This is a genomic window from Vibrio olivae, from assembly GCF_042428525.1.
GTDB lineage: Bacteria > Pseudomonadota > Gammaproteobacteria > Enterobacterales > Vibrionaceae > Vibrio > Vibrio olivae.
In genome coordinates this window covers 60669-85086 of sequence record NZ_JBHMEP010000009.1, presented here as the reverse complement: position 1 = coordinate 85086, position 24418 = coordinate 60669, and the positions used below count along the sequence as shown (strand labels likewise).

At 45.8% G+C, this 24418-nt stretch carries 24 protein-coding genes; 11 read left to right on the top strand and 13 right to left on the bottom strand.

Annotated elements, in window-relative coordinates; genetic code table 11:
- Window positions 1-819 (top strand): carbon-nitrogen hydrolase family protein, encoded by an 819-nt coding sequence (locus ACFFUV_RS19480; RefSeq protein ID WP_390196220.1) that lies wholly within the window; start codon window positions 1-3, stop codon window positions 817-819.
- A gap of 10 nt (window positions 820-829) precedes the next feature.
- The gene (gene tldD, locus ACFFUV_RS19475; RefSeq protein WP_390196217.1) at window positions 830-2275 is read left to right on the top strand and encodes a metalloprotease TldD; all 1446 of its coding nucleotides are present in this window, start codon (window positions 830-832) and stop codon (window positions 2273-2275) included.
- Between the two features lie 81 nt (window positions 2276-2356).
- On the opposite strand, the gene arcA is transcribed toward tldD, so the two are convergent.
- The gene (arcA, locus tag ACFFUV_RS19470; protein ID WP_390196215.1) at window positions 2357-3577 is read right to left on the bottom strand and encodes an arginine deiminase; all 1221 of its coding nucleotides are present in this window, start codon (window positions 3575-3577) and stop codon (window positions 2357-2359) included.
- A gap of 552 nt (window positions 3578-4129) precedes the next feature.
- Here arcA and rraB point away from each other — a divergent pair.
- Together rraB and ACFFUV_RS19460 are read left to right on the top strand one after the other, a co-directional pair.
- Window positions 4130-4546 carry a ribonuclease E inhibitor RraB gene (gene rraB / locus ACFFUV_RS19465; protein ID WP_390196213.1) on the top strand — a complete coding sequence of 139 codons (417 nt, stop codon included), beginning with the start codon at window positions 4130-4132 and terminating at the stop codon, window positions 4544-4546.
- 93 nt (window positions 4547-4639) lie between these two features.
- Window positions 4640-5425, top strand: coding sequence for a glycosyl hydrolase 2 galactose-binding domain-containing protein (locus ACFFUV_RS19460; protein ID WP_390196210.1), 786 nt, complete (start codon window positions 4640-4642; stop codon window positions 5423-5425).
- A gap of 9 nt (window positions 5426-5434) precedes the next feature.
- Here ACFFUV_RS19460 and ACFFUV_RS19455 read toward each other — a convergent pair whose 3' ends face one another.
- From ACFFUV_RS19455 to argR, 5 genes are all read right to left on the bottom strand, one after another.
- Window positions 5435-5818, bottom strand: coding sequence for a DUF2061 domain-containing protein (locus ACFFUV_RS19455; RefSeq protein ID WP_390196208.1), 384 nt, complete (start codon window positions 5816-5818; stop codon window positions 5435-5437).
- A 167-nt stretch (window positions 5819-5985) separates the two neighbouring features.
- On the bottom strand, window positions 5986-6423 hold the full coding sequence (locus tag ACFFUV_RS19450; RefSeq protein ID WP_390196205.1) for a universal stress protein: 438 nt from the start codon (window positions 6421-6423) through the stop codon (window positions 5986-5988).
- Between the two features lie 71 nt (window positions 6424-6494).
- Complete coding sequence (locus ACFFUV_RS19445; RefSeq protein WP_390196202.1) at window positions 6495-9071, bottom strand: TRAP transporter permease; 2577 nt, start codon at window positions 9069-9071, stop codon at window positions 6495-6497.
- 240 nt (window positions 9072-9311) lie between these two features.
- Window positions 9312-10280, bottom strand: coding sequence for a TAXI family TRAP transporter solute-binding subunit (locus ACFFUV_RS19440; RefSeq protein WP_390196199.1), 969 nt, complete (start codon window positions 10278-10280; stop codon window positions 9312-9314).
- A gap of 327 nt (window positions 10281-10607) precedes the next feature.
- Window positions 10608-11078: a transcriptional regulator ArgR gene (gene argR / locus ACFFUV_RS19435; protein WP_390196196.1), complete on the bottom strand. Its 471-nt coding sequence runs from the start codon at window positions 11076-11078 to the stop codon at window positions 10608-10610.
- A gap of 314 nt (window positions 11079-11392) precedes the next feature.
- Between argR and mdh the strand changes: the two genes are divergently transcribed.
- Window positions 11393-12325 carry a malate dehydrogenase gene (gene mdh, locus ACFFUV_RS19430; protein WP_390196193.1) on the top strand — a complete coding sequence of 311 codons (933 nt, stop codon included), beginning with the start codon at window positions 11393-11395 and terminating at the stop codon, window positions 12323-12325.
- A 91-nt stretch (window positions 12326-12416) separates the two neighbouring features.
- Here mdh and ispB read toward each other — a convergent pair whose 3' ends face one another.
- Window positions 12417-13388 (bottom strand): octaprenyl diphosphate synthase, encoded by a 972-nt coding sequence (ispB, locus tag ACFFUV_RS19425; RefSeq protein WP_390196190.1) that lies wholly within the window; start codon window positions 13386-13388, stop codon window positions 12417-12419.
- A 266-nt stretch (window positions 13389-13654) separates the two neighbouring features.
- Between ispB and rplU the strand changes: the two genes are divergently transcribed.
- The 6 genes from rplU to folA all read left to right on the top strand — a co-directional run bounded on the left by rplU (window position 13655) and on the right by folA (window position 17529).
- Window positions 13655-13966 carry a 50S ribosomal protein L21 gene (gene rplU / locus ACFFUV_RS19420; protein WP_093274434.1) on the top strand — a complete coding sequence of 104 codons (312 nt, stop codon included), beginning with the start codon at window positions 13655-13657 and terminating at the stop codon, window positions 13964-13966.
- 22 nt (window positions 13967-13988) lie between these two features.
- Window positions 13989-14246 (top strand): 50S ribosomal protein L27, encoded by a 258-nt coding sequence (gene rpmA, locus ACFFUV_RS19415; protein WP_076586054.1) that lies wholly within the window; start codon window positions 13989-13991, stop codon window positions 14244-14246.
- A 222-nt stretch (window positions 14247-14468) separates the two neighbouring features.
- The gene (gene cgtA / locus ACFFUV_RS19410) at window positions 14469-15641 is read left to right on the top strand and encodes an Obg family GTPase CgtA (protein ID WP_390196182.1); all 1173 of its coding nucleotides are present in this window, start codon (window positions 14469-14471) and stop codon (window positions 15639-15641) included.
- Window positions 15642-15768: 127 nt separating this feature from the next.
- Window positions 15769-16533: a threonine/serine exporter family protein gene (locus tag ACFFUV_RS19405; protein ID WP_390196179.1), complete on the top strand. Its 765-nt coding sequence runs from the start codon at window positions 15769-15771 to the stop codon at window positions 16531-16533.
- A 1-nt stretch (window position 16534) separates the two neighbouring features.
- On the top strand, window positions 16535-17002 hold the full coding sequence (locus ACFFUV_RS19400; protein ID WP_390196177.1) for a threonine/serine exporter family protein: 468 nt from the start codon (window positions 16535-16537) through the stop codon (window positions 17000-17002).
- Window positions 17003-17043: 41 nt separating this feature from the next.
- Window positions 17044-17529 carry a type 3 dihydrofolate reductase gene (gene folA, locus ACFFUV_RS19395; RefSeq protein ID WP_390196174.1) on the top strand — a complete coding sequence of 162 codons (486 nt, stop codon included), beginning with the start codon at window positions 17044-17046 and terminating at the stop codon, window positions 17527-17529.
- 41 nt (window positions 17530-17570) lie between these two features.
- On the opposite strand, the gene apaH is transcribed toward folA, so the two are convergent.
- The 6 genes from apaH to lptD form a co-directional block, all read right to left on the bottom strand.
- Window positions 17571-18380 (bottom strand): bis(5'-nucleosyl)-tetraphosphatase (symmetrical) ApaH, encoded by an 810-nt coding sequence (gene apaH / locus ACFFUV_RS19390; RefSeq protein ID WP_390196171.1) that lies wholly within the window; start codon window positions 18378-18380, stop codon window positions 17571-17573.
- A gap of 25 nt (window positions 18381-18405) precedes the next feature.
- Window positions 18406-18786, bottom strand: a complete 381-nt coding sequence (apaG, locus tag ACFFUV_RS19385) for a Co2+/Mg2+ efflux facilitator ApaG/CorD (protein ID WP_390196168.1) — start codon at window positions 18784-18786, stop codon at window positions 18406-18408.
- A 70-nt stretch (window positions 18787-18856) separates the two neighbouring features.
- Complete coding sequence (gene rsmA / locus ACFFUV_RS19380) at window positions 18857-19660, bottom strand: 16S rRNA (adenine(1518)-N(6)/adenine(1519)-N(6))-dimethyltransferase RsmA (RefSeq protein ID WP_390196166.1); 804 nt, start codon at window positions 19658-19660, stop codon at window positions 18857-18859.
- A gap of 7 nt (window positions 19661-19667) precedes the next feature.
- On the bottom strand, window positions 19668-20663 hold the full coding sequence (gene pdxA / locus ACFFUV_RS19375) for a 4-hydroxythreonine-4-phosphate dehydrogenase PdxA (protein ID WP_390196163.1): 996 nt from the start codon (window positions 20661-20663) through the stop codon (window positions 19668-19670).
- The gene (surA, locus tag ACFFUV_RS19370) at window positions 20653-21948 is read right to left on the bottom strand and encodes a peptidylprolyl isomerase SurA (protein WP_390196160.1); all 1296 of its coding nucleotides are present in this window, start codon (window positions 21946-21948) and stop codon (window positions 20653-20655) included. Before surA ends, pdxA begins: the two co-directional genes overlap by 11 nt.
- 48 nt (window positions 21949-21996) lie before the next feature.
- Window positions 21997-24330: an LPS assembly protein LptD gene (gene lptD / locus ACFFUV_RS19365; protein ID WP_390196157.1), complete on the bottom strand. Its 2334-nt coding sequence runs from the start codon at window positions 24328-24330 to the stop codon at window positions 21997-21999.
- Window positions 24331-24418 lie beyond the last annotated feature (88 nt).

Below are 24418 nucleotides of genomic sequence, written 5' to 3'. Positions count from 1 at the left end.
ATGGAACGAGTTGGTGTGATTCAAATGACATCAGGCCCCGACCCGCAAGCCAATCTAAAGGTCATCGAAAAGCGGCTTGAGACGTTGAGCCAGCAGGGTGTACGCTGGGTTGTGACCCCAGAAAATGCTTTAGTGTTTGGCGCGAAAGCGGATTATCATCAGCACGCCGAAACCTTTGTTGATGGCCCACTGCAGCACCAAGTGGCCGCATTGGCGAAGCGTTTTCAAGTTTGGTTTCTGATTGGCAGCATGCCGATTCGCCGCCCACAAGGTGTTTCCACAACCTCAATTCTTTTCTCTCCAAACGGGGAATGTGTAGCGGCTTATGATAAGCTGCATATGTTTGATGTTGATGTGGCTGATGGCCATAAGCGTTATCGTGAATCTGAAATATTCGCGGCTGGGCATCAAGTTGTTAGTGTGGATACGCCATTTGCCAAACTCGGATTATCGATCTGTTACGATCTGCGTTTTCCCCATTTATATGGTGAGTTAGTTAAACAAGGTGCAAATGTCATCGTCGTTCCTGCGGCATTTACCGCAGTGACAGGGCAAGCGCACTGGCAAACGTTACTTCAAGCTCGGGCGATTGAAACTCAGTGTTGGGTGGTGGCGGTTAATCAATGTGCGACTCATCCATGCGGGCGGGAGACATGGGGCCATTCGATGGTCATAAACCCTTGGGGAGAGATCGTCGCTTGCCTAGATAATCAGCCAGATACGCTTGTTGTAGAGCTAGATATCGACAAAGTACAAGACATCAGAACGGCGATGCCTGTAGCGAAGCACATCCGTTTTGATACCCAAATAAAACAGTAAAGAGTGAAGTATGACCATTAACCACGTTGAAGAAGCGCTGTTGGCACCTGCCGGTTTAACCGAGCAAGATGTGGCTGACACCTTATCGAGCATCGCGACTCGTCAAATCGACTACGCGGATATCTACTTTCAGTCCAGTTGGCATGAATCTTTGGTGCTTGAAGACCGCATCATTAAAGACGGTTCTTTTAATATTGACTGCGGCGTGGGTGTTCGCGCGGTAACCGGTGAAAAAACGGGCTTTGCTTATGCTGACCAAATTCAGCTTGATGGACTAAAACAGAGCGCCGTAGCGGCTCGTGGCATTGCTCAGCAAGGACAAAATGGTCAAGTTCACGCGTTTAAACGTAGTGATAACCAAGCCTACTATGCGGCGGTTAACCCACTGGTAAGCTGGGAAAAAGAGCAGAAAACGGCATTATTGAAAGAGTTGGATGCTTACATTCGTACCAAAGAACCTTTGGTGACGGAAGTGTCGGTAAGTTTAAGTGCTGTTCATGAACAGATGCTGGTGGCCGCAACCGACGGCACTTATGCGGGCGATATTCGTCCTCTCGTTCGTCTATCGATCAGCGTATTAGCGCAAAAAGGTGAACGACGCGAGCGTGGCAGTGCAGGCGGCGGTGGTCGTTTCGGTTACGATTTCTTCTTGAGTGATTATCAGGGCCGTGCGCAAGCATACCATTACGCTGATGAAGCGATTCGCATGGCATTAGTTAACCTTGAAGCTGTGGCGGCTCCCGCTGGAACAATGCCCGTCGTGCTTGGGTCAGGCTGGCCTGGTGTGCTTTTACATGAAGCGGTAGGCCATGGTCTTGAAGGCGATTTTAACCGTAAGGATTCCTCGGTATTTAGTGGTAAGTTAGGGCAAAAAGTGACTTCTTCGCACTGTACCATTGTCGATGATGGTACGCTCAAAGACTTACGTGGTTCTCTCAATGTGGATGATGAAGGGGTTGCGGGGCAATACAATACCTTAATTGAAAACGGGGTGTTGAAAGGTTACATGCAAGATAAACTGAATGCGCGTCTGATGGGAATGTCTCCGACCGGAAATGGTCGTCGTGAATCTTACGCACATCTGCCCATGCCTCGTATGACCAATACCTATATGTTGCCGGGTGAGCATGCTCCTGAAGAGATTATTTCGACCGTAAAACGTGGCCTATACGCCCCCAACTTTGGTGGTGGGCAAGTTGATATTACATCAGGTAAGTTTGTGTTTTCTGCCTCAGAAGCCTACATGATTGAAGATGGCAAGATCACGCACCCAGTGAAAGGTGCAACGCTGATTGGCTCTGGTATTGAAGCGATGCAACAGGTCTCGATGGTGGGAAATGACTTGAGTATCGACCGTGGGGTCGGTGTGTGCGGTAAAGCCGGTCAAAGCGTGCCTGTCGGCGTTGGGCAACCAACATTGAAGCTAGATTCAATCACGGTTGGCGGCACAGAATAATTCATCGTGTTGTGATCGAAATAAAAAAGCTGCGTTCATCGCAGCTTTTTTATTATCAGAAGTGTAGCCTTTCCATGCAGATTAAATATCGTCTCGCTCTATAGGGCAACTCATGCAGCGAGCTCCGCCGCGGCCGCGACCAAGCTCATTACCTGGAATGGTTAAGACTTCAATACCGGCTTTATCATACTTTTCGTTGGTATACACATTGCGTTCGTAGCCAATTACTACGCCAGGCTTGACGGTAAGTACATTATTGGCGTCATTCCACTGCTCTCGCTCTGCTTCATAGTTGTCGCCGCCCGTGGTAATGATCTTAAGTTGATTGAGGCCTAGCGCTTGTTCGATGGCATGGATGTAGCTTACTACTGGTTTGACTTCCATCTCTCCATTGGCGGTCGGTGTTAAAGACCACGTTTCCAAATCACTACGCATGACTTCGGGATAAACGGAAAAGGTATCGACATCCATATGCGTCATGACGGTGTCTAAATGCATGCAAGCACGGCTTTTCGGTAAGCGAATCGCGATCACTTGTTTAGCTTGTTGATGTTTAAACAGGTTCGCCGCTAGGTTTTCGACACCTTGTGCACTAGTGCGCTCTGACATACCAATGAGTACCGTACCTTTGCCGATTACCAGCACATCGCCGCCTTCAATGTTGGCGTTGTCATAATGTAAGTCTTCATCACCAAAGTATTTAATGAAGTCTTGTCCTGCAAAGGTAGGGTGCCAACGATAAATCGCACGTAGATGGTTGGTCTCACGCTGGCGAGCGGCTTTCATCATTGGGTTCAGTGACACACCACCGTAAATCCAGCACGAAGTATCACGCGTAAAGAGGTGATTGGGCAAAGGTTCGATGACAAAGTTTAGTGGGCGATGCAAGCTTGGCAGCATCGATGATGAGCGAATGGGAAGCTCGGAGTAGGCTAACCCCCCAAGTAAGATCGTCGCTAAATGCTCATTGTCCATTTCGGCCAAATACTGGCGAAGCTCTTTCGCAAACGTTGGGCCATAGCGCAAATCTGAAATCTGGGTTTCTAGCAACCAGCGACGCGCTTCTTCTACCGTGAGGGTTTCAACGAGCAAATCGTGTAGCAGTAATACTTCGACATCTTGCTGACGTAAGGTTTCAGCAAATGCGTCATGTTCTTGTCCGGCAGCTTCGACCGCAAGCACATCATCAAACAGTAATTCATGACAATTTGAAGGGGTGAGGTGGGTAAGGGCTCGTTCCGGTCGGTTTAATAATACTCGTCTTAACTGGCCAACTTCCGAGCCAACGTACAGCTTACTCATTTTGTATCCTTACAACTTAATCCTGAGTGTATTTATGACAAGCTTGTTATCAAGATGCAACCCTTGTAATTAGTCTTTAATTCTTAATTTTAAGGTGGAATAGGTAATTCTACCGACTTTTATTATGGGTATTTTGTATTTTTTAAATATTATCTCTGTTGGCTACTTTTTGCCGACTCTGCGTCTCTATTCGTTTACTTTAACCATGATGAATGCGCAATCTTACATCACGATAGAATAGCTATTCATTCTCTCGGTTAACTATCGGCTTAGAGTTAGTTTTTTATGCACTCGTATGTTTTTTGGTCAACTGAATGGGCTTAATATAAAATACGCATGTATAGGCAAAACCGAGCAAAAATGGCGATATAGATAATTCTGAATCTGGTTTTGAAAAGAAAATGTTAAACGACAGCGGTTTTTCTACTATTTGCTGCTAATTCTTCGCTAAGCTAAAGAAATATGGTCTTATCAACGGGGTTATTGGTGGCTTTTATCGCCGATCCATGCCATATTTCGTCGCAACCAATTAGCTATGAGCGGAGCCACAATATGTCTCATGAAGATGACTACTTATCAGTTGAAGATCTGATTGAAATTCAAAAAGAAGATACTCGAGATATCATTCAATCTTTACTGGAAGATGGCAGCGATCCTGATGCTTTATATGAAATTGAGCATCACCTGTTCTCTGAAGATTTTGATAAGTTGGAGAAAGCGGTCGTTGAAGCATTCAAAATGGGATTTGAAGTACTAGAAGCTGAAGAAACCGAAGATGAAGACGGGAATAAGCTTCTATGCTGTGATGCCACGATGAGCTCGACTTTGGATGCCAAACTAATTGATGAACAAGTGGAAAAACTGGTTCAGCTCGCTGAAAAATACGACATTATCTATGACGGTTGGGGAACGTATTACGAAGGCGAAGATGCGCTTTATCCCGAAGAGGATGATGACGAACTCGAATAAAAGAAATACCAGCTATAGGCTGGTATTTTTTATGGCTGTTATTGCCGTTTTATGTTTGACTATCAACAAATATAAAATAATTAGCTCAACGTTATGATTTCTCCACTATCCGGCTTATGGCAACTGTCTCCGCTGACCGATCTGTCCATTCCTCAGGATGATCTCACTTTTCCTGGACCATTGAGTCAAATCCTGCCCTCAACCCTGTCAGAACAAGATATTGCCGCGCAAGAATGGCATCTCATGCACGATATTGAACTGGATGAAGTTCAATTGGCGTATCCTGCGATCGACCTAGTGATCTCTGGTATCGATTATTTTGCAGAAGTGCGCGTTAACGGCGTGGCGGTATTTGATTGTGATGGCAGCAGCCGAGAGTACAAAAAAGACATTCGTCCTTATCTACAGTTAGGTCCAAACCGATTTGAGATACTGTTCCTTGAACAGGAGGAGGATTGGCTAATTGATGATGAACCAGAGCAGAGAGAGCCAATCGTTGCAACCGATTCACGCATGGGAATTTGGATGCAGCCGTATTTGCAATTCATCTCTAACCTTCGATTGGAGCAGGTGACCACGGAGCAAATTTGGCATCATGGTGGTGGCTGTGAGTTTCTGGTTGATCTGCAATACACCACTTATAAGCCGGGGTTGGTCTCAGCATCGGTCAAATTTAATAGCATGACTTATCATCTACCGATTGATGTACGAGCCAATCATGTCAGTGCGTTATTTCAGATAGACGCACCTGTTTGCATTGATGAGCGTGAACCTAATCCAAGTGATCTCTATCCTTTGGAAGTGAACTTAGATGGCCAGCATACTGAGTTATTGATCGGTTTAAGCCCCTCATTAACGGTGACCCATTATCGGGTTTAACGTCTCACCTTAGTGCGCGGATGCTAACATTGCGTGATGTTTACGTTGCCATTGTTTCTCATGAAAGTAATACGCAATGGTGTTAAAGCAGGGCTCGATGGCTGCCATGATCCCACCGACGAAGAGATCGCCACTGATCATATACGCAACGCTGAATGCGACACTGAAATGCACAATGGCAAAGCTGGTCGTTTTGTTGCGGGTTAGGTGGCCAATAGCGCGATGTTGGTTGAAGTGACTCCATACTTTTTCATGGAAGTAAAAGGCAAGCGTGTTGACGCTGGGTTCAAGCATGGCGATTAAGCTGCCCAATAGAATATCGCCAGTTAGCACGTAGGCGACAGTAAAGGCAATCGTAAAATGTATGGCAGCAAAGTTAAGTGTCTTTTTCATAATCTAGCCTTACTGAATCATGTAACCGTGGTGGATATGGTTATTATTGTAAATAATTCTCATTTGTAAAAGACGAAAAGAGCAATGTTTTTGATAGGTGAAAACGATGAAAAAAGCGCCGATAAGATCGGCGCTTTTGATTTGATATTTCGATGAAGAAATAACGTTTATTGCTGCGGTTTGACCACCAATACATTGATGGGCGAATTTTGCACCACTTTGGTTGCCACAGAACCAAGCATTACATTATCAACTCGAGAGCGCTTATGGCTTGGCATAATAATTAAATCTGCCCCTAGACGCTCAGCGTAGTCAAGAATAGTGGTATAGGCTTTTCCTTCGGCCACATGCACGTGATAGACCACGTCTTCATCGATATGGTCAACAGCAAACTGTTTGAGCTGCGCTTTGACATCCGTTTTCATTTTATTGGCGGCATCTTTAGGGAAATAAGTCGCAACCATCGACATATGGATACCGGGAAGAACATTCAGTAGATGCACTTCCGCATTTGAGTGCTTGGCATGCCAAACGGCTAATTCAACCGCTTTATCTGAAAACCCTTTTTCGTTCAGGTCTACAGGGACAAGGATTTGCTTATACATAAGTGATTCTCTTGATAATAACAAAGTATGCCTGTCGGCATTCGCCCTACATTACATGCAGGGCGAAGCGCTTAGGCGCTGGCTTTCTTATTACCTGCTCGGCGTCGTTGATTCCAAGCCATTAGCAATAAGAGTAAACCTGCAGGAACAAAGACCCACTCTTTCATTGGTCTTGGCATCTCTTCAACAACGGATTTGATTTCCCAATCGAAATCAATGCCAGCTGCTTCTGCTGGACTGCCGAATTCAACCATATCGACAATCATTTTTTGCTCGTCTTGGCGTAGCATCAAACCTGTAGAAGCGATACGTTGCTCTGCAGTTTCCGCTTCAGGATCAAACGGAAGCATGACGACTTTTTCAACATGATCTCCATCAAGCGTTTCGCCCGCGACGACAAGCTCTAATGATTCTCCCACGTTTAACTGTTCAGTAACTTGCGCTATCTCAATCCCAGGAGAAACAACTTTTGGTGGATAAATCATGTCCCACCAAAAACCCGGACGGAAGAAAGTAAAGGTAAGAACTAAAAGCAGTACTGTTTCCCACCATTTATTTTTGGTAAACCACCAACCTTGTGTGGCTGCGGAGAAAATCAGCATTGCGGTGATCGCCGAGATAATCGTCAGTCCCAAATGCCACCAAGTATCAATACCCATTAATAGTAGTTGAGTATTGAAGACAAACATAAAGGGCAAAATCGCGGTTCGAATATCGTAGGTAAAGCCTTGGATACCTGTACGAATTGGGTCAGATTTCGCGATCGCCGCGGCCGCAAATGCCGCTAAACCAACTGGCGGCGTATCATCAGCCAAAATACCGAAATAGAAGACAAACAGATGCACGGCAATCAGTGGAATGATCAAACCGTGTTGAGCGCCTAGCGTAACAACCACAGGAGCCATCAATGTCGACACGACAATATAGTTGGCCGTTGTTGGTAAGCCCATTCCCAAGATCAAACTGATCACTGCGGTAAATAGCAACATCAAGAAAATGCTACCACCGGAAATAAACTCAACAAAGTCGGTCATGACTAAGCCGATACCGGTTAGAGTCACGACGCCCACGACCGTACCCGCAGCGGCTGTCGCAACACCAATACCGATCATATTGCGAGCCCCGGATACCAAGCTTTCGGCTAAATCGACAAAACCGGCTTTGAGCTGTTGTGCTACGTTGTCCTTATTTGTCATCCACGCCATGATTGGGCGCTGAGTGATCAAAATAAAGATCATAAAGACGGTGGCCCAGAATGCAGATAGCCCCGGTGAGAAACGTTCAACGGTCAAACACCAGACCAAAACCACGATCGGCAATAAAAAGTGTAATCCAGATTTTACCGTTGGGCCTGGATCAGGAACTTCCGTTAATTCTTGATCAATCTCTGGCGCTTGGTCTGCATATTTTGCGGATACGCGCAGCAAAGCGACATACACAAGCAGCAGGGCAATACCAACAATTGTAGTGGCTGCGCCGCCAAACACGTCTTTAGTCCAACCCACACCGTAGTAAACTAAGGCACTGAGTGCACCCAGTGCGACGATAGTGAAGCTAAATGAGAAAATGCTTTGAAGCCATGTTGGCGTATGGCGACGAGGTAAGCCCGTCATACCGGCTTTGCAGGCTTCTAAATGGACAATATACAACAGTGCAATGTATGAGATTAATGCTGGTAAAATCGCTGCTTTGATCACTTCGACGTAAGAGATACCGACATACTCGACCATCAAAAACGCTGCGGCACCCATAATTGGTGGCGTTAACTGACCATTCGTCGAAGCGGCGACTTCCACCGCGCCCGCTTTGGTGCCCGGGAAGCCCACGCGTTTCATCAAAGGAATAGTGAACGTGCCTGTGGTCACGACATTGGCAATCGAAGAGCCCGATACCAAGCCTGATAGACCGGATGCGACAACGGCGGCTTTCGCTGGGCCGCCACGCATGTGACCAAGAAGTGAAAACGCGACTTTAATAAAGTACGCCCCTGCGCCTGCGCGCTCAAGCATCGCACCAAACAGAACAAATAAGAATACAAAGGAGGTTGATACGCCTAAAGCAACACCAAATACCCCTTCCGTGGTTAACCATAGATGTGACATCGCTTTATTAAGGCTCGCGCCTTTATGTGCGATCACATCCGGCATGTATGGACCGGCGAAAGTGTAGAGCAAGAACACGGCGGCAACACACATTAATGGAGGACCGAGTGCTCGGCGCGTGGCTTCAAGTAGTAACACCATTCCGATAACGGCGACCACGATGTCTAAAGTGGTGGGAGCGCCAGAGCGGTTTGCCAATTCGGTATAAAACAAATAAATGTAAGCGGCTGAAAAACTGCCTGCTAAAGCGAGTATCCAATCGATGGCTGGAATACGATCGCGTGGCGAATTGGTGAGCGCTGGATAGGCCGTAAACGCTAAGAAAACCGCAAACATGAGATGAATGGAGCGTGCTTCTGTGTCGTTAAGAATACCGATATCCAGAATAAAAGGCAGTGGAGACGCGTACCAGAGTTGGAATAGTGACCAACACAAAGGCACAAACCACAAAATGCGCCCAGGTAGACCGGCGGGGTTTCGCGCACCAGTGTCTGCTTGAGCGACCATCTCTTGCACATCTTGAGACGAATTATTTGTCTGCGTCATGTACGTTGTCCTTATTATAATTAATTGATTATCGCTTAACAGCGAGTATCTATGTTCGTGTTGCTTTTCAAGTCTAGTTAAAGACCAAATCAACGCGGAACGGTTTGTCTTGTTGTATAGAGATTAAGAGAGAGTGGGATTCGAAAAGGAGAATACCCAATTTTTGATTTGTTATTGAAATTAGGCTTTTTATTTATAAGGAGATGGTGACAGAACCATCTCCTTGTTGTTCGGATTCTATTATTTTAATAGACCCGCTTCTTTATAGTATTTGATAGCGCCAGGATGAAGAGGAATTGAGATACCTGCTTTCACCATGTCTTCTTTGCTTAAGTTCGCAAATGCTGGATGTAGGCGTTTGAAGGTGTCAAAATTTTCAAACACGGACTTCACAACATTGTATACCGCGTCTTCAGAAACATCTGAAGTGGTCACTAGGGTGGCAGCTACACCAAAGCTTTTCACATCCTGATCGGTTCCGCGGTACATGCCAGCTGGCACGTTTGAGTATGCGTAGTATGGATTGTCTGAAACAATCTTGTCGATTTCAGGGCCGGTCACAGGAACCAGTTTTGCATCACAAGAGGTGGTTGCTTCTTTGATTGATCCATTTGGATGACCAACTACATAGACGAACGCATCAATTTTGTTGTCACACAGTGCTTGTGAACGTTCAGAGCCTTTTAGCTCAGAAGCAAGTTTAAAGCTGTCGTTTGTCCAGCCCATTGCGTCCATGACAACACCCATGGTTGCACGGTCACCAGAACCTGGGTTACCGATGTTGACGCGTTTACCTTCAAGATCTTTCACGTTGTTGATGCCTGCATCGGTGCGGGCAATAACGTTGAAAGGTTCAGTATGTAGAGAGAAAACTGCGCGAAGTTTTTTGTATGGACCTTGTTCTTCGAACTTACTCGTACCGTTGTAGCCATGGTACTGCCAGTCTGATTGAACAATACCGAAGTCCAATTCACCCGCACGGATGGTATTAACGTTATAAATAGAGCCGCCAGTTGATTCTACTGAACAACGGATGTTGTGGTCCTTACGTCCTTTGTTCACCAACTTACAGATCGCGCCACCAGTTGGGTAGTAAACCCCAGTAACAGAACCTGTACCAATGGTAATAAACTCTTGTGCGTTGGCAGCGCCGGCACCTATAACAGCCGCTGCAAGTGCGCCGACTTTTACTAGTTTGCTAAATGCCATGAATTATCCTTCCTTATTCATTATTGTCCCTAAGCAAGTGTAGATGCTTGGGCGTTTTCTAGGTGAAAACGGGCATCTTTTTCAATCCATCTGTTGAAAAAGTCGCAGAATAATACCAAAAAACAATAGATAATGACGAGAAACTGACAAATTCTAGTAAGAATGACTAATTTATTACTGAGGTTCTACGCGTTTAGTTTGGAATAAATTTGTGCTTACTCAATGAGTTAGTGTAGGTTGGCAAGGAATGACAAATTTATTTGTAGTGTGATATAAATCACACTAATGTCAGTGTGATTTAGACAGAAAACCGACGATTTTGAGTAATTACCCCGAATATTCAAAGAGTTCGCATACGGAGTGAAAAAGCTCTTTTGCGCTGGTGCTCAATGTTGGCGTGATGAAAATGGTGTCGTCACCCGCAACCACACCTAAGATCCCTTCTGATTTACCTAAAGAGTCGAGTAGGCGGGCAATCAATTGCGCGGCGCCAGGGCCTGTATGAATAACAACTAATGCATCGTTGTGGTCGATATCCAGTACTAGCTCACGCAACGAACTTGAAACGGTAGGTACTCCAAGTTCTGCGGGTAGGCAGTAAACCATTTCCATTTTTGCGTTACGAGTTCGAACCGCTCCAAACTTGGTCAGCATACGAGATACTTTAGATTGGTTGATGTTATCAAAGCCTTCACTTTTGAGGGCATCGACAATATCGCCTTGAGAGCCAAAGCGCTCTTCTTTTAGTAGTGATTTAAAAGCACGAACGAGATTGTCTTGTTTGTCTGAATTACGCATGGTATTTCCAGTCGAATTCCAAAAAAAGAAGTGAATATTCTCGCATAGCTATGCAGTCAGTACCAATCACTAAGGTAAAATCTGTCTAACACATCACTGTAAACATTGCGGATATTTAAATGTTGACAAGGCGAACTTAAACCAAGGTATGGGATACGGATAACCACCGCGTACCACGTAATTTCTGGGTTGCGCAACGTCGCAAAGATGACGTTAATTGTTTGTAATCAGTATGTGATTACTATAGCTTTAATTTTCCTGATTTAGATTAGCCTAACTATATTTATAAGAGAGTCATCTCAAGGAGAAGAACAATGAAAGTCGCCGTTATTGGTGCCGCTGGCGGCATCGGTCAAGCCCTCGCCCTACTACTTAAAAATCGTCTTCCTGCTGGATCTGATCTTGCCCTTTATGACATCGCCCCTGTTACTCCGGGTGTCGCTGCCGATCTTAGCCATATTCCAACCCCTGTTAGCATTAAAGGTTACGCTGGAGAAGATCCAACACCAGCACTTGAAGGTGCTGATGTGGTCTTGATTTCAGCCGGTGTTGCACGTAAGCCGGGTATGGATCGTGCGGATCTTTTCAACGTAAATGCTGGAATTGTTAAATCTCTGGCGGAAAAAATTGCCGTCGTGTGCCCAACCGCGTGTGTTGGAATCATCACCAACCCAGTGAATACAACGGTACCTATCGCAGCTGAAGTTCTAAAGAAAGCAGGTGTTTATGATAAGCGCCGTCTATTTGGTGTGACGACTCTGGATGTTATCCGTTCTGAAACTTTTGTGGCTGAACTTAAAGGAAAAGATCCAAGTGATGTTCAAGTTCCTGTCATCGGTGGTCACTCCGGGGTTACCATTCTACCGCTGCTATCCCAAGTCGAAGGGGTTGAGTTTACCGCTGAGGAAGTCGATGCCTTGACTAAACGTATTCAGAACGCAGGTACTGAAGTGGTTGAAGCCAAAGCGGGTGGTGGCTCAGCAACACTTTCAATGGGGCAAGCTGCATGTCGTTTTGGTATTGCTTTAGTGAAAGCACTGCAAGGTGAAGAGAATGTGATCGAATGTGCTTATGTTGAAGGTGAAGGCGAACATGCTCCATTCTTTGCTCAACCAGTAAAACTCGGCAAGCAGGGGGCAGAAGCAATCCTAAGTTACGGCGAGTTGAGTGCTTATGAGCAAGCTGCGCTGGAAGGTATGCTTGATACTTTGAAAGGCGATATTCAAACAGGTATCGACTTCGTCTAACGACGCACTCTATTTATATAGAAAAAGCCGACATTGCGTCGGCTTTTTTGATCGTCATCGATCGTTAGCGATGGTGCACTTTCGCTATGTGTTATTTTGAGCGATTCACAGCCAAATGCGCCAACGTAACAAGCGCTTGTTTGTAGTCCGACTCAGGTAACACCGCTAACTCTGCAATCGCTTTATCGGCTTCTTGTAGCGCTTTCTCTGTGGTGTAAGCCAGAGAGCCAGCTTGATCCATCGCGGCAAGGATCTCATTGAGTCTATCCATACCGTTAGCGTGTTCAATCGCATCGCGAATCATGGCCGTTTGCTCGCTATTTCCATGACGCATCGCATGAAGCAGAGGTAACGTTGGCTTGCCTTCCGCGAGATCATCCCCCACGTTTTTGCCCATTTCTTCGCCATCCGAAGTGTAATCCATCACATCATCGATGAGCTGGAAAGCGGTTCCTAAGTATTTACCGTAATTTTGCAGTGCGGTTTCAATCTCAGGCGAGGAGTCGGTCAAAATAGCGCCTATCTGGCTTGCCGCTTCAAAGAGACGAGCGGTTTTTGAATAAATGACTTCCATGTAACTCTCTTCGGTCGTATCGGGATCGTTACAGTTCATCAATTGTTGCACTTCGCCTTCGGCAATGACGTTCACCGAATCACTCATCAATTTAAGGATCTTCATCGATCCTAGCTCTGTCATCATTTGAAAAGAGCGAGTGTAGATGAAGTCACCAACCAATACGCTGGCGGCGTTACCAAATGCGGCGTTAGCGGTGGCTTTGCCACGCCTCATGTCTGATTCATCAACCACGTCGTCATGCAACAAAGTGGCAGTATGAATAAATTCTATAAAGGCTGCTGCGAGTGTATGCCCTTGGCCTTGGTAACCCAAAGCTCGGGCGGATAAAATGGCCAAAAGAGGGCGCAGACGTTTACCACCACCACTGATGATATAGAAACCAAGTTGATTAATAAGAGAAACGTCAGAATTCAGTTGGGCATGAATAGTTTCATTCACTTTTGCCATGTCATCGGCAGTCAGCGATTGGATAGCTTTAAAATCCATGATATATCCGGCTGAGGTTAGTACCTGTAAGGTATTTTTATCGACTTTATTCGTTGAATAATACACTAAAAACCGTTGATAAATACATGCTTTAAGGGCATGATTGCGGCACTTTTGTTTGGCGAGTGCATTTTCGCCAATTATTTTAAAATATGGCTTGTCATGGTCAGATCCTTTCTGTAGAATCTGCGCCCTATTGATGATTAGTTTAGCGCACACCCGAAAGAGAATATTCATAAGGCTGTGCGGAAAAAGCGGAGTAAAATATGTACGCTGTTTTCCAATCTGGTGGTAAACAACACCGTGTAAGCGAAGGTCAAACTCTTCGTTTAGAGAAATTAGACGTTGAAACTGGTGCAACAGTTGAATTTGATAAAGTTCTACTTGTTGCTAACGGTGAAGAAATCACTGTTGGTGCACCTCTTGTAGCTGGTGGCAAAGTAACTGCTGAAGTTGTACAACACGGTCGTGGCGATAAAGTAAAAATCGTTAAGTTCCGTCGTCGTAAGCACTCTCGTAAGCAGCAAGGCCATCGTCAGTGGTTCACTGAAGTGAAAATCACAGGCATCAACGCTTAAGAACTTGTAGGAGAGTTTAACAATGGCACACAAAAAAGCTGGCGGTTCTACTCGTAACGGCCGCGATTCAGAAAGCAAACGTCTTGGTGTAAAACGTTTCGGTGGCGAATCTGTACTTGCAGGTAACATCATCGTTCGTCAACGTGGTACTAAATTCCACGCTGGCAACAACGTTGGCATCGGTAAAGACCACACTCTTTTCGCTCTTGCTGAAGGCAAAGTGAAATTTGAAGTGAAAGGTCCTAAAAACCGTAAATTTGTAAGCATCGAAGCTGAATAATTTAGGTTTTAAGCTGAATTCAAAAGCCCTGCCAATTCGGCAGGGTTTTTTATTGGTCAAGATGAATCAATAACCCACCTTTTTAGTGGTGAGAAAGGTGAGTTATTGGTTTCTTGTATTAGCGACCTCAAGATCTAAGGTGATCGATCTAACGCTTAGGTCTGCTAGAATTTATATCATTGCTATCGCAGTGATATCGCAACGCAATATGCGGAGTATGAAATGAAATTCGTTGATGAAGCGGCAATTAAAGTTCAAGCCGGTGATGGCGGTAACGGTATCGTCAGCTTTTGGCGTGAAAAATTTGTCACTAAGGGTGGCCCTGATGGCGGTGACGGTGGTGACGGTGGTGACGTGTATATCCAAGCGGATGAGAACCTCAATACCCTAATTGACTACCGATTCCAGCGCTTTTATGAAGCTGAGCGTGGTGAGAATGGTCGCGGTGGTAACTGTACCGGAAAACGCGGTAAAGACATCGTAATGAAAGTGCCTGTGGGAACTCGAGCTGTGGATATTCACACCAATGAAATCGTTGGTGAGGTTGCCGAACACGGTAAAAAGGTCATGGTCGCTAAAGGTGGCTGGCATGGTTTAGGGAATACCCGTTTTAAATCATCAGTTAACCGTGCACCACGCCAAAAAACCATGGGGACTAAAGGTGAAGTTCGCGAGTTGCGCTTGGAGCTATTACTCCTGGCTGACGTTGGTATGCTTGGCCTTCCTAATGCGGGTAAATCGACATTTATCCGTTCCGTCTCGGCGGCGAAGCCAAAAGTTGCGGACTACCCATTTACAACCTTGATTCCAAGCCTTGGCGTGGTGAGTGTGGTTCCCGAGAAAAGCTTTGTGGTTGCTGATATTCCAGGGCTTATCGAAGGTGCTGCAGATGGCGCAGGTCTTGGTATCCGCTTTTTGAAACACCTTGAGCGTTGCCGAGTGTTACTGCATATGATCGATATTATGCCTATTGATCAATCGGATCCGGTGCAAAATGCATTGACCATTTTGGATGAGCTTGAACAGTACAGTGAAAAATTGGCGAATAAGCCGCGCTGGTTGGTGTTTAATAAAGTTGATCTGATGTCGGAAGAGGAAGCCGATGAAGTGATCCAAAATGTCCTTGATGCATTAGGTTGGGAAGATCAATATTTCAAGATCTCTGCGATCAACAAAGCTGGCACCAAAGAGCTCTGCTTTAAACTGGCTGAATTTATGGAAGCACTGCCTCGTGAAGAGGAAGAGCTTAGCGAAGAAGAGAAAGTCGAGTTTATGTGGGATGATTACCACAAAGATGCGATGTCTGGCGATGATGTGATCACAGAAGACGATGATGATTGGGACGACTGGGATGACGAAGAAGATGACGGTCACGTTATCTACGTGCGTGATTAATCGAAATCGTTAATATTGAGCCGCTCATTAAAGCGGCTCTTTTTGTATCTAAATCAAATCATTTTTGTGTATATTTGTTCACAATGATCTCATCTTTTTAGGTTCTAAACGGAGTTAGGAATAATCAATGATATCCAAGCAACGAGCCGTTTCTCGTCTTATTGCACAGGCAGGGCAAATGCTATTAGCGCATGGGGCTGAAAGTACCTTAGTTGGCGATATTATGCGCCGCATGGGCATTGCCAGTGGTATGGATGAAGTGGAAGTGGCTTTGACAGCCAGCTCTCTGGTGGTGACTACGGTTTCTCAAGAGCACTGCATTACGACCGCCAGACGTTGTCCTGATCGCGGCATTAACATGCGTGTTGTCACTCAAGTTCAGCGCATTTGTATTATGTTAGAGAAGAAGATCATTGATCCGGAACTCGCGCAGACACGACTGAATCATATAAACCCAGAGCGCTACAATCGATGGATTGTCGTACTGATGATTGGCCTATCTTGTGCGGCATTTAGCCGTTTAGCCGGTGGTGATTGGACAGTATTTATGATGACGTTCATCTCTTCTGCATGCGGCATGATTGTGCGTCAAGAGATCGGTCATCGTCATTTTAATCCGTTACTAAACTTTGCCTCGACGGCTTTTGTGACCACTGTCATTGCGGCGCAAGCGGTGATTCATCAGTTGGGCAATCAGCCGTCTTTGGTCATGGCTTCGTCAGTGTTGATGTTGGTTCCCGGTTTTCCGCTGATCAACTCTGTTGCCGATATGCTCAAAGGGTATGTCGATATGGGGGTTGCTCGCTTCGTGATGGCCAGCTTGTTAACACTAGCAACTTGTCTTGGGATTATCGCGGCGATGAGCATCGTCGGCGTTTGGGGATGGGCTTAATATGATGGATTTATTGCTTGGCTTACTCAACGATATGTTTTTTGCTTCGATTCCTGCTGTCGGTTTTGCGCTTGTATTTAACGTACCATCGCCAGCCCTTAAGTACTGCGCACTCGGTGGTGCAATAGGGCACGGTTCTCGTTATTTGATGATGCAGTTTGGTATTCCTATTGAGTGGGCCACCTTCTTTGCAGCCACGATTGTTGGTATGGTGGGCGTATATTGGTCGCGGCGTTTTATGGCGCATCCCAAGGTGTTCACCGTTGCTGCGTTGATACCTATGGTTCCCGGCGTGTTTGCTTATAAGGCAATGATTGCCATGGTTGAAATTAATCATCTGGGTTACGCCCCTGAACTGATCGCCACGTTATTTGAAAACTTTTTGAAAGCGATGTTTATCATCGCCGGTCTTGCGGTTGGTCTTGCGGTGCCTGGGCTGTTATTCTACCGTCGCCGTCCTATTGTTTAAGCTCAAAGGGCAAAGATAGATTCACATTCAGGAAGTTATAAATGATCATTAGCATGATTGCTGCCATGGCTGAGCAGCGCGTTATCGGTAAAGACAATGAGATGCCTTGGCATTTACCTGCCGATTTTACATGGTTTAAGCGTTGCACTATGGGCAAGCCCGTGATTATGGGGCGCAAAACCTACCAGTCCATCGGTCGGCCTCTGCCTGGCAGAGCCAATATTGTCATTAGCCGCGATCCTGAATTGAAGATAGAAGGGGTGACAATCGTTGCTTCTATTGAGCAAGCTTTATCATGCGTAAGCGATTGTCCTGAAGTGATGGTCATTGGTGGTGGTTCAATTTACCAAGCTTGTCTTGAGCGAGCTCAGCGTCTGTATTTGACGTTTATTAACGCGCAATTAGAAGGGGATACACAATTCCCAGATTGGGGAGAGGCATTTATCGAAGTCTCTCGCGAGTCGTTTAAAGCTGATGAGAAAAACGCTTACGACATGGATTTCTGTATTTTCGAGCGTAAAGAATAAGATGTATATCGCGTAAAAAGGCAGGTCAATGACCTGCCTTTTTAATCATTGAGCGCGGTTTGCGTAAAGTAGCGTTGATCGTCCCAGCGCAGCATGGTTAAACAACCTCCCCATACACAGCCGGTATCCAAACCCACGACTTTTTGTCCTTGGTACCCTTCTAGTGCTGCCCAGTGACCAAAGAGCACGGTTTTTTCTAATTGGACTCGATTAGGCACTAGAAACCAGGGCATCAGTTGCTCATTGGTGATCTGTGACGGTGGCAGTTTGCAGGCCATATCGAGATGTCCTTGAACGTCACAAAAGCGCATACGCGTATAGGCGTTGATGATATAGCGATAGCGAGCAAGACCCGTTAAGGATGAATCCCATAAATTGGGCTGATCAGCATACATGTTGGCAATCAACCAGCGCCAATCATCACTTTGTAAGATGGCTTCGACTTCTCTTGCGGCATCACGTGCCGTGTCTAAATCCCATTGCGGAGAAATGCCCGCATGACACATCACAAATTCATCGTGTTCGGCAAGTAGGGGTTGTTGACGTAGCCAAGTCAGCAGTTCTTCGCTGTCTGGAGCCGTAAGAATATTTGCGGTTTTATCTTTGGCTTTAACTGGGTGAATACCGAGAGAGACCGCGAGTAGGTGGAGGTCATGATTGCCCAAAATCACTTCAGCACTGCCACCGAGCGACTTAACAAAGCGTAAGGTTTCTAAAGATTTTGGGCCACGAGCGACTAAATCACCTGCTAGCCAGAGGGTATCGTGGTCTACTGAAAAGGCGACCTTTTTCAGTAGCGCCTGCAGTTCATCAAAACAACCCTGAATATCTCCAACAATATAATTGGCCACGTAACCTCCCGAACAACTTAAAAAATTAATTTAACACGTTAGGGACGGCTAAGCGAAATGGTTCGATTTCAGCGCTGAACTCTTGGCCATTTTCATCCAACAATTGATATTGACCCTGCATGACGCCAACAGGCGTTTCAATTGCGGTACCGCTACTGTAAGTATACTCATCAAAGCCAGCGATATGAGGCTGCTGACCCACGACGCCATCACCTTCCACCGTCATCTGTTTGCCATTGGCATCGGTAATTAGCCAACGTCGACTGATAAGCTGTACGGTTTGTGAACTGAGGTTTTTTATGGTGATGATATACGCAAAAACATAGCGCTTGAGCTCTGGGTTAGACTGCTCAGCGATGTATTTGGTATGCACTTGAACTTTAATACACGGGGTTGATGAATCCATAATTACTCCTTTGATGGCGTGCAGAGCAATAAATAAAAGGTCATCGCGAGCGATGACCTTATCGATGTGATCACTGTTTAGCGTCTAGCCAGTTAGCCATTGCGACAAATTGTTGTAACGTAAGACTTTCTGGTCGAACACTTGGATTAATACCCAGTTGTTCTAAGGTCTGTTCATCAAGCAAGCCTTTATAGCAGTTGCGAACGGTTTTTCTGCGCTGGTTAAACCCATCACGGCAAACACGATCAAGCCATTTCAAGCTGGTTGCTGGGTGAGGGAGCTCTTCATAAGGTTCTAAACGAACCACGGCCGAATCCACCTTTGGTGGTGGCACGAATGCCGTTGGTGGCACTTCTAATACAGGTACCACCTTACAATAGTATTGAGCCATAACGGTCAGACGACCATAAGCTTTACTGCCAGGGCCTGCAGAAAGGCGGTTTACGACCTCTTTTTGCAGCATAAAGTGCATATCCGCGATCTCTTTATGAAACTCAAAGAGATGGAACATCAGTGGCGTTGAAATGTTGTAAGGCAAGTTACCAAAAATTCGTAACTTATTATTTGGCTTCACCAACTGATTGAAGTCGAAGCGCATCGCATCGCCTTCATGAATCGTCAGCTTATCTGCCAAATCTGGATGATTACGCAGGCGTTCTGCTAAGTCACGGTCAAGTTCAATGACGGTGAATTTATCCGTTTGAGCACCAACAGGCTCAGTTAATGCACCGAGACCAGGGCCAATCTCAACCAGATTTTGACCTGGTCGTGGATTGATGGCAGAGACAATGCCATCAATGATATAAGGATCGTTTAGAAAGTTTTGACCAAAACGTTTTCGCGCTTTGTGCCCCAAGTGGACATCATTTCTCATAGTGTTCTCAAATCGTTTCGCTTTTTTCGACCAAGTCAACGGCATGGTCTAAGGCTGTTTTGAAGCTCCCTGTATCCGCTGTGCCTTTCCCTGCAAGATCTAGTGCGGTACCGTGGTCAACCGAAGTTCTTATAAAGGGTAGACCAAGAGTGATGTTTACTGAACGTCCAAAACCTTTGTATTTCAATACAGGTAGAACTTGATCATGATACATACCCAGTACTGCGTCGGCTTCTTGAAGGTATTTCTCACTGAAAATCGTGTCAGCCGGAAGAGGGCCAACTAGGTCAATACCATCGCGTTGGCGAATTCTATCTAAAGTTGGCGTGATTGTCTCAATTTCTTCACGTCCAAGTACACCATCTTCACCTGCGTGGGGATTTAAACCGCAAACGTAGATTTTTGGCTTAGCGATGGCGAACTTGTCGACCAAGTCTTGGTGCAGGATCGCGATGATTTTCTCAAGCCTGTCCGCTGTTACCGCTTGTGACACATAGGCGAGAGGAATATGTGTCGTTACTAGTGCAACACGGAGCCCTTGAGTTGCAAGCATCATCACGACCAATGGTGTATTGGATTTCTCGGCAAAAAATTCGGTATGGCCACTAAAAGCCACACCGGCACGATTGATGACACCTTTATGGACAGGGCCAGTCACCACTGCAGCAAACTCGCCATTCATACAACCTACAGCCGCACGTTCCAGTGTTTGCAGAACATAATGACCATTGAGTTCATTCAGTTCTCCGGCGGTGGCGTCGACTGCCAGAGGAATATGATCGACGACCAATGACCCCGCTTGTTGCGGTGTTGGCGCTTGTTCACTGCAGTAATCTCGAAGCTCGACCTCAATACCTAACTGCTGGGCTCGTTCTGCAAGCAGCTGTTTATCGGCACTGACCACGATTTGATGTGGCCAGTTTTCTTGCGAAAGTGCGAGAACCAAATCAGGCCCAATACCGGCAGGTTCTCCGGCGGTAACGACGATGCGTTTAACTGTCATCTTCGTCGTCCTTGACCACTTCCACGTAGGCACTGGCGCGCAGTTCTTGAATCCATGCACTGGCTTCTTCATTAAACTTACGGCTAAACAAAATGCGATATGCTTTGTTTTTTAATGCAGAATCCGTACGGTCGACTTCGCGGCGATCCAGCACTTCAACAATGTGCCAGCCATGAACCGTTTTAAATGGTTCGCTTATTTGACCGACGGGTAAGGTTTCAACTTGGTGCTTAAATTCAGGCACGTATAAATCTGGAGTTTGATAACCAAGTTCACCATCTTGCGCGGCTGACCCTGGATCTTGACTGTATTGATGCGCCAGTTCTGCAAACGTCGCTTTACCAGACTTGATTTGGTCGATGAAGTCGTTGAGCTCTTTTTTGGCCCCGTCATCACTGAGAATTACGGTCGGTTTGATCAAAATATGGCGAGCGTTGACTTCAGTTACTGCAACGGTTTCAAGACCTTTGACATCTTCGATTTTTAGAATATGAAAGCCGACGCCACTACGGAATGGGCCAATAATGGTGCCTTTATTTTGCATCTGGATTTGATCGGCAAAGATGGTGGGCATCTCTTCTTTACGCATCCAGCCCCAATCCCCACCTTGCATTGCTTTCGGGCCTTTAGAATAGGTATACGCGAGGTTATTAAAGTCCGCCCCTTGGTTCAGTTGATCAACCAATTTTTGTGCTTGCGCTTCAATCGCCGATTTATCATCTCCTTCATTGACGCGCAGTTGGATGTGGCCAATTTTATATTGAACCGTTGAGTCAGACTCTTGAGCCAGTAGGCTGGCCATGTTATCAACTTCGGCCGGCAGAATGTTGATACGGCGACGAACTAAGGCATTACGTGCTTCTGAAGCGGCGATCTCATTACGAATCTGCTCACGAAACTCCGTGTAACTCAATCCTTCAGCACTGATCGAAGCTTTAAGCTGATCGAGGCTTTGATTGTTCTTTTGGGCTATATCGTTGATTGCGCTGTTGAGCTGAGCATCATCGATACGTACGCCAATACGCTCAGCTTCTTGTTGCTGAATGGTATCGGTGATCAGTTTCTCGGTGACTTGCTCGCGAAGCACGTCATTGCTTGGTAGGTTTTGACCATTGCTGGCGGCGTTCGCGCGTACTGTTTTTAGCGCAGCATCAATATCGCTTTGCAGAATGACGCCCTTGTTGACGATAACTGCCACGCGGTCCAGTTCTTGAGGCGCTGCTTGCGCAGTGCTTAGGCTGCATACCGAGATCAGAGCGATCAGGGTTTGTTTCCACAACTTCATGTATTGTCCTACTGTTGCAAGCCCACCTTAAAAGCAGGCTGAAATTCATTAGTTATTTAAGATAAACGGACGACCGTAACCGAGCGAGTTTGAGCTCGACATTTCAGTTCCCATATTGGTGCCAAAGCCGATAATACCGAAGTTGATTTGAAAATCATTTTCGTACTCAGGTTCAGAATCTGGGTAATTGGAGAACGCGGGTTCCCACTCTTTTAGACGGTTAGAGTAGCTAAATCCGATATACCAACAGTCAGAGGTATAGCGCACTCCGGCAAGCCATTCCAAATCTTGTTCTGTGGTTAAATCATAAAAATATTGGCCGTTTACGCTCCACTTTGGCGAAATTTGATACGAGCTCAATAAGCCAGCTTGAGAGATACCATCTTCGGTGATGGCATCAAGGTTGAGATCAACGGTTTCCGCGATGTATTCACGAGTCACATAGCGGTAGTTACCTTGGATATAGCCGCCATTAAAGCGGTATTCCAACGTGCTATTACCAAATTGGACTTCATTGCTGTCGACATCGTATTGAATACCACCGTGATAAAACAAGAAATCGTCGTAGTTGAAATCTAACTCGACTGCGAGTGCAGAGTAGTTAGAGTCATGTTTATCATCGGTTGGTGCATTGGCATTCTTATACTCTTTATCTAAGTAGAAAATCTGCCCAAATGAGAGTGCAAGGCGCTCTTTATAGGCGCTATCAAAGAAGCGAGTCGAAGCGCCATAACTGAATTGGTTAGCTGGTGCGATGCGATCGACACTGCTGTATCGACGACTGCGGAATAAGCCGTAGTAGTCGGTTTGCAATAGCGTTGTATCATACAGGTAGATGTCGTTTTGCTCTTCCTTTGGTACATACAAATATTGCATTTGTGGCTCAAGTGTTTGCGTGTAGCTATCAAGGACGATGGTGTCGCGCTCAAGCACAATTCCCGCATGAGAGCGAAACTCAGGAATTACACGTGACACATCTTCTTTGAGGTCATAACCATCAAAAATACTTGAGCCCAAATTCACATTGGACAAATCTTGGTGATAGTAAGTTCCGAGAACTCGCGCTTCTGTGGTCCACGACCCCCAAGTTGTTCCTAATGGAACTTTAAAGCCCGGCTCAATATGAACACGAGTTGCCGAAGGTTTATTACCGTCATCAGTTTCAAAGCGAGATATCTTACTTTTTACATCAAAGTCGAGATAGCGCATTAATTCCGGCGCGTAGTAGTTGAGATCGACCTGCGGCAGGAGTTGGTATGGGGTATTGCCGCCAGAGGTTAGAATTTGGAAATCACGCGTTTGAATGGACGCATCCCAAGAACTTGAACGATAAGAGGCTTTTACTTCTTGAATCAATTGGCCATCTTCACGATTACCAATACTTGAACCTAAATCGGTAAAATAATCGATGTCGCTGACTTTGGCGTAGTCGATATCAAACTTCCAGACTTGGTCAAAAATCCCTGTGTGTTGGTATTGAACGCCCCAACGTGCGCCTTTGTCTTGATACTTTTCATCATCGGGCAGATATTCTGAAACGATGGAGCCAGTACCAAAATCATTTAAGTAACGGAATTTACTGTTCAGTTGGGCGCCACGCTTATCCATGTATTTCAGCGTCGTTTGCAAATCATAATTAGGCGCTAAGTTCCAATAAACTGGAACCTCCACTTCATAGCCATCACTGGAGCCGTAAGATACGGTTGGGTACAAAAAACCCGTTTTACGTGTATCGCCAATTGGCACAGTGAGAAACGGCAAATAAAACACCGGTACATTTTGAATTTCAAAGCGCGGGTTATAAAACGTGGCTTCTTCTTCATCTTGGTCGACGTCGATGCTGGTCGCCACCATTCGCCAAGAGCTGTCGTTTTCAGGGCAAGAGGTAATGGAACCGTCTTGAATCTCGTAGACCGCTTTACCCGTTTTAGACACGTACACCGCTTCTCCACGGCCGGGTTCACAAAGGAACTTATACTTGGTGTTTTCGAGCGTAATTTGCTCGGTGGTTAAATTGTTGGTGGCTTTATCGGAAACGGTTTTAAATTGCCCATCATTAAAATTGACATCGCCTTCAGCCACCACAATGTTATCTTTTTGATGTAAAGTAACGCGATTCGCATTGATGCGTTTTTTCCCTTGGGTGACAACCACATTCCCGTTGTAGACGGCTTTATCGCCGTTTATCGCTTCAAGTGAGTCTGCTTCAACGTTAATCGGTTGCTGAGTCGGGTTTTCGGGTTCGGGCTCATTGATCAAACATTGATCTGTAGTGGGCAGATCCTGCACACTAGCATCTGGCATCGATTCTGCTAGAGTCTGAGGCACAAATAGCGCTGCACTGATTGAAGCGGCTAAAAAGGTGCGGGGAAAACATGACATCGAGTTTTACTATCCTGTTCAACTTGAATGATCCGGTAAAAGAGATGACCGAACGTGATTAAAAACGAGGTCTATCATAAAGGAATTT

What these genes read in the sequence shown, in the direction of transcription:
- tldD (WP_390196217.1), top strand. Translation starts at nt 830, where the DNA reads ATGACCATTAACCACGTTGAAGAAGCGCTGTTGGCACCTGCCGGTTTA.
- rpmA (WP_076586054.1), top strand. Translation starts at nt 13,989, where the DNA reads ATGGCACACAAAAAAGCTGGCGGTTCTACTCGTAACGGCCGCGATTCA.
- argR (WP_390196196.1), bottom strand. Translation starts at nt 11,078, where the DNA reads ATGCGTAATTCAGACAAACAAGACAATCTCGTTCGTGCTTTTAAATCA.
- ACFFUV_RS19480 (WP_390196220.1), top strand. Translation starts at nt 1, where the DNA reads ATGGAACGAGTTGGTGTGATTCAAATGACATCAGGCCCCGACCCGCAA.
- pdxA (WP_390196163.1), bottom strand. Translation starts at nt 20,663, where the DNA reads ATGACAGTTAAACGCATCGTCGTTACCGCCGGAGAACCTGCCGGTATT.
- rplU (WP_093274434.1), top strand. Translation starts at nt 13,655, where the DNA reads ATGTACGCTGTTTTCCAATCTGGTGGTAAACAACACCGTGTAAGCGAA.
- folA (WP_390196174.1), top strand. Translation starts at nt 17,044, where the DNA reads ATGATCATTAGCATGATTGCTGCCATGGCTGAGCAGCGCGTTATCGGT.
- ACFFUV_RS19450 (WP_390196205.1), bottom strand. Translation starts at nt 6,423, where the DNA reads ATGTATAAGCAAATCCTTGTCCCTGTAGACCTGAACGAAAAAGGGTTT.
- surA (WP_390196160.1), bottom strand. Translation starts at nt 21,948, where the DNA reads ATGAAGTTGTGGAAACAAACCCTGATCGCTCTGATCTCGGTATGCAGC.
- rraB (WP_390196213.1), top strand. Translation starts at nt 4,130, where the DNA reads ATGTCTCATGAAGATGACTACTTATCAGTTGAAGATCTGATTGAAATT.
- ACFFUV_RS19440 (WP_390196199.1), bottom strand. Translation starts at nt 10,280, where the DNA reads ATGGCATTTAGCAAACTAGTAAAAGTCGGCGCACTTGCAGCGGCTGTT.
- ACFFUV_RS19445 (WP_390196202.1), bottom strand. Translation starts at nt 9,071, where the DNA reads ATGACGCAGACAAATAATTCGTCTCAAGATGTGCAAGAGATGGTCGCT.
- ACFFUV_RS19405 (WP_390196179.1), top strand. Translation starts at nt 15,769, where the DNA reads ATGATATCCAAGCAACGAGCCGTTTCTCGTCTTATTGCACAGGCAGGG.
- rsmA (WP_390196166.1), bottom strand. Translation starts at nt 19,660, where the DNA reads ATGAGAAATGATGTCCACTTGGGGCACAAAGCGCGAAAACGTTTTGGT.
- ispB (WP_390196190.1), bottom strand. Translation starts at nt 13,388, where the DNA reads ATGGATTTTAAAGCTATCCAATCGCTGACTGCCGATGACATGGCAAAA.
- mdh (WP_390196193.1), top strand. Translation starts at nt 11,393, where the DNA reads ATGAAAGTCGCCGTTATTGGTGCCGCTGGCGGCATCGGTCAAGCCCTC.
- lptD (WP_390196157.1), bottom strand. Translation starts at nt 24,330, where the DNA reads ATGTCATGTTTTCCCCGCACCTTTTTAGCCGCTTCAATCAGTGCAGCG.
- cgtA (WP_390196182.1), top strand. Translation starts at nt 14,469, where the DNA reads ATGAAATTCGTTGATGAAGCGGCAATTAAAGTTCAAGCCGGTGATGGC.
- ACFFUV_RS19460 (WP_390196210.1), top strand. Translation starts at nt 4,640, where the DNA reads ATGATTTCTCCACTATCCGGCTTATGGCAACTGTCTCCGCTGACCGAT.
- arcA (WP_390196215.1), bottom strand. Translation starts at nt 3,577, where the DNA reads ATGAGTAAGCTGTACGTTGGCTCGGAAGTTGGCCAGTTAAGACGAGTA.
- apaG (WP_390196168.1), bottom strand. Translation starts at nt 18,786, where the DNA reads ATGGATTCATCAACCCCGTGTATTAAAGTTCAAGTGCATACCAAATAC.
- ACFFUV_RS19455 (WP_390196208.1), bottom strand. Translation starts at nt 5,818, where the DNA reads ATGAAAAAGACACTTAACTTTGCTGCCATACATTTTACGATTGCCTTT.
- ACFFUV_RS19400 (WP_390196177.1), top strand. Translation starts at nt 16,535, where the DNA reads ATGATGGATTTATTGCTTGGCTTACTCAACGATATGTTTTTTGCTTCG.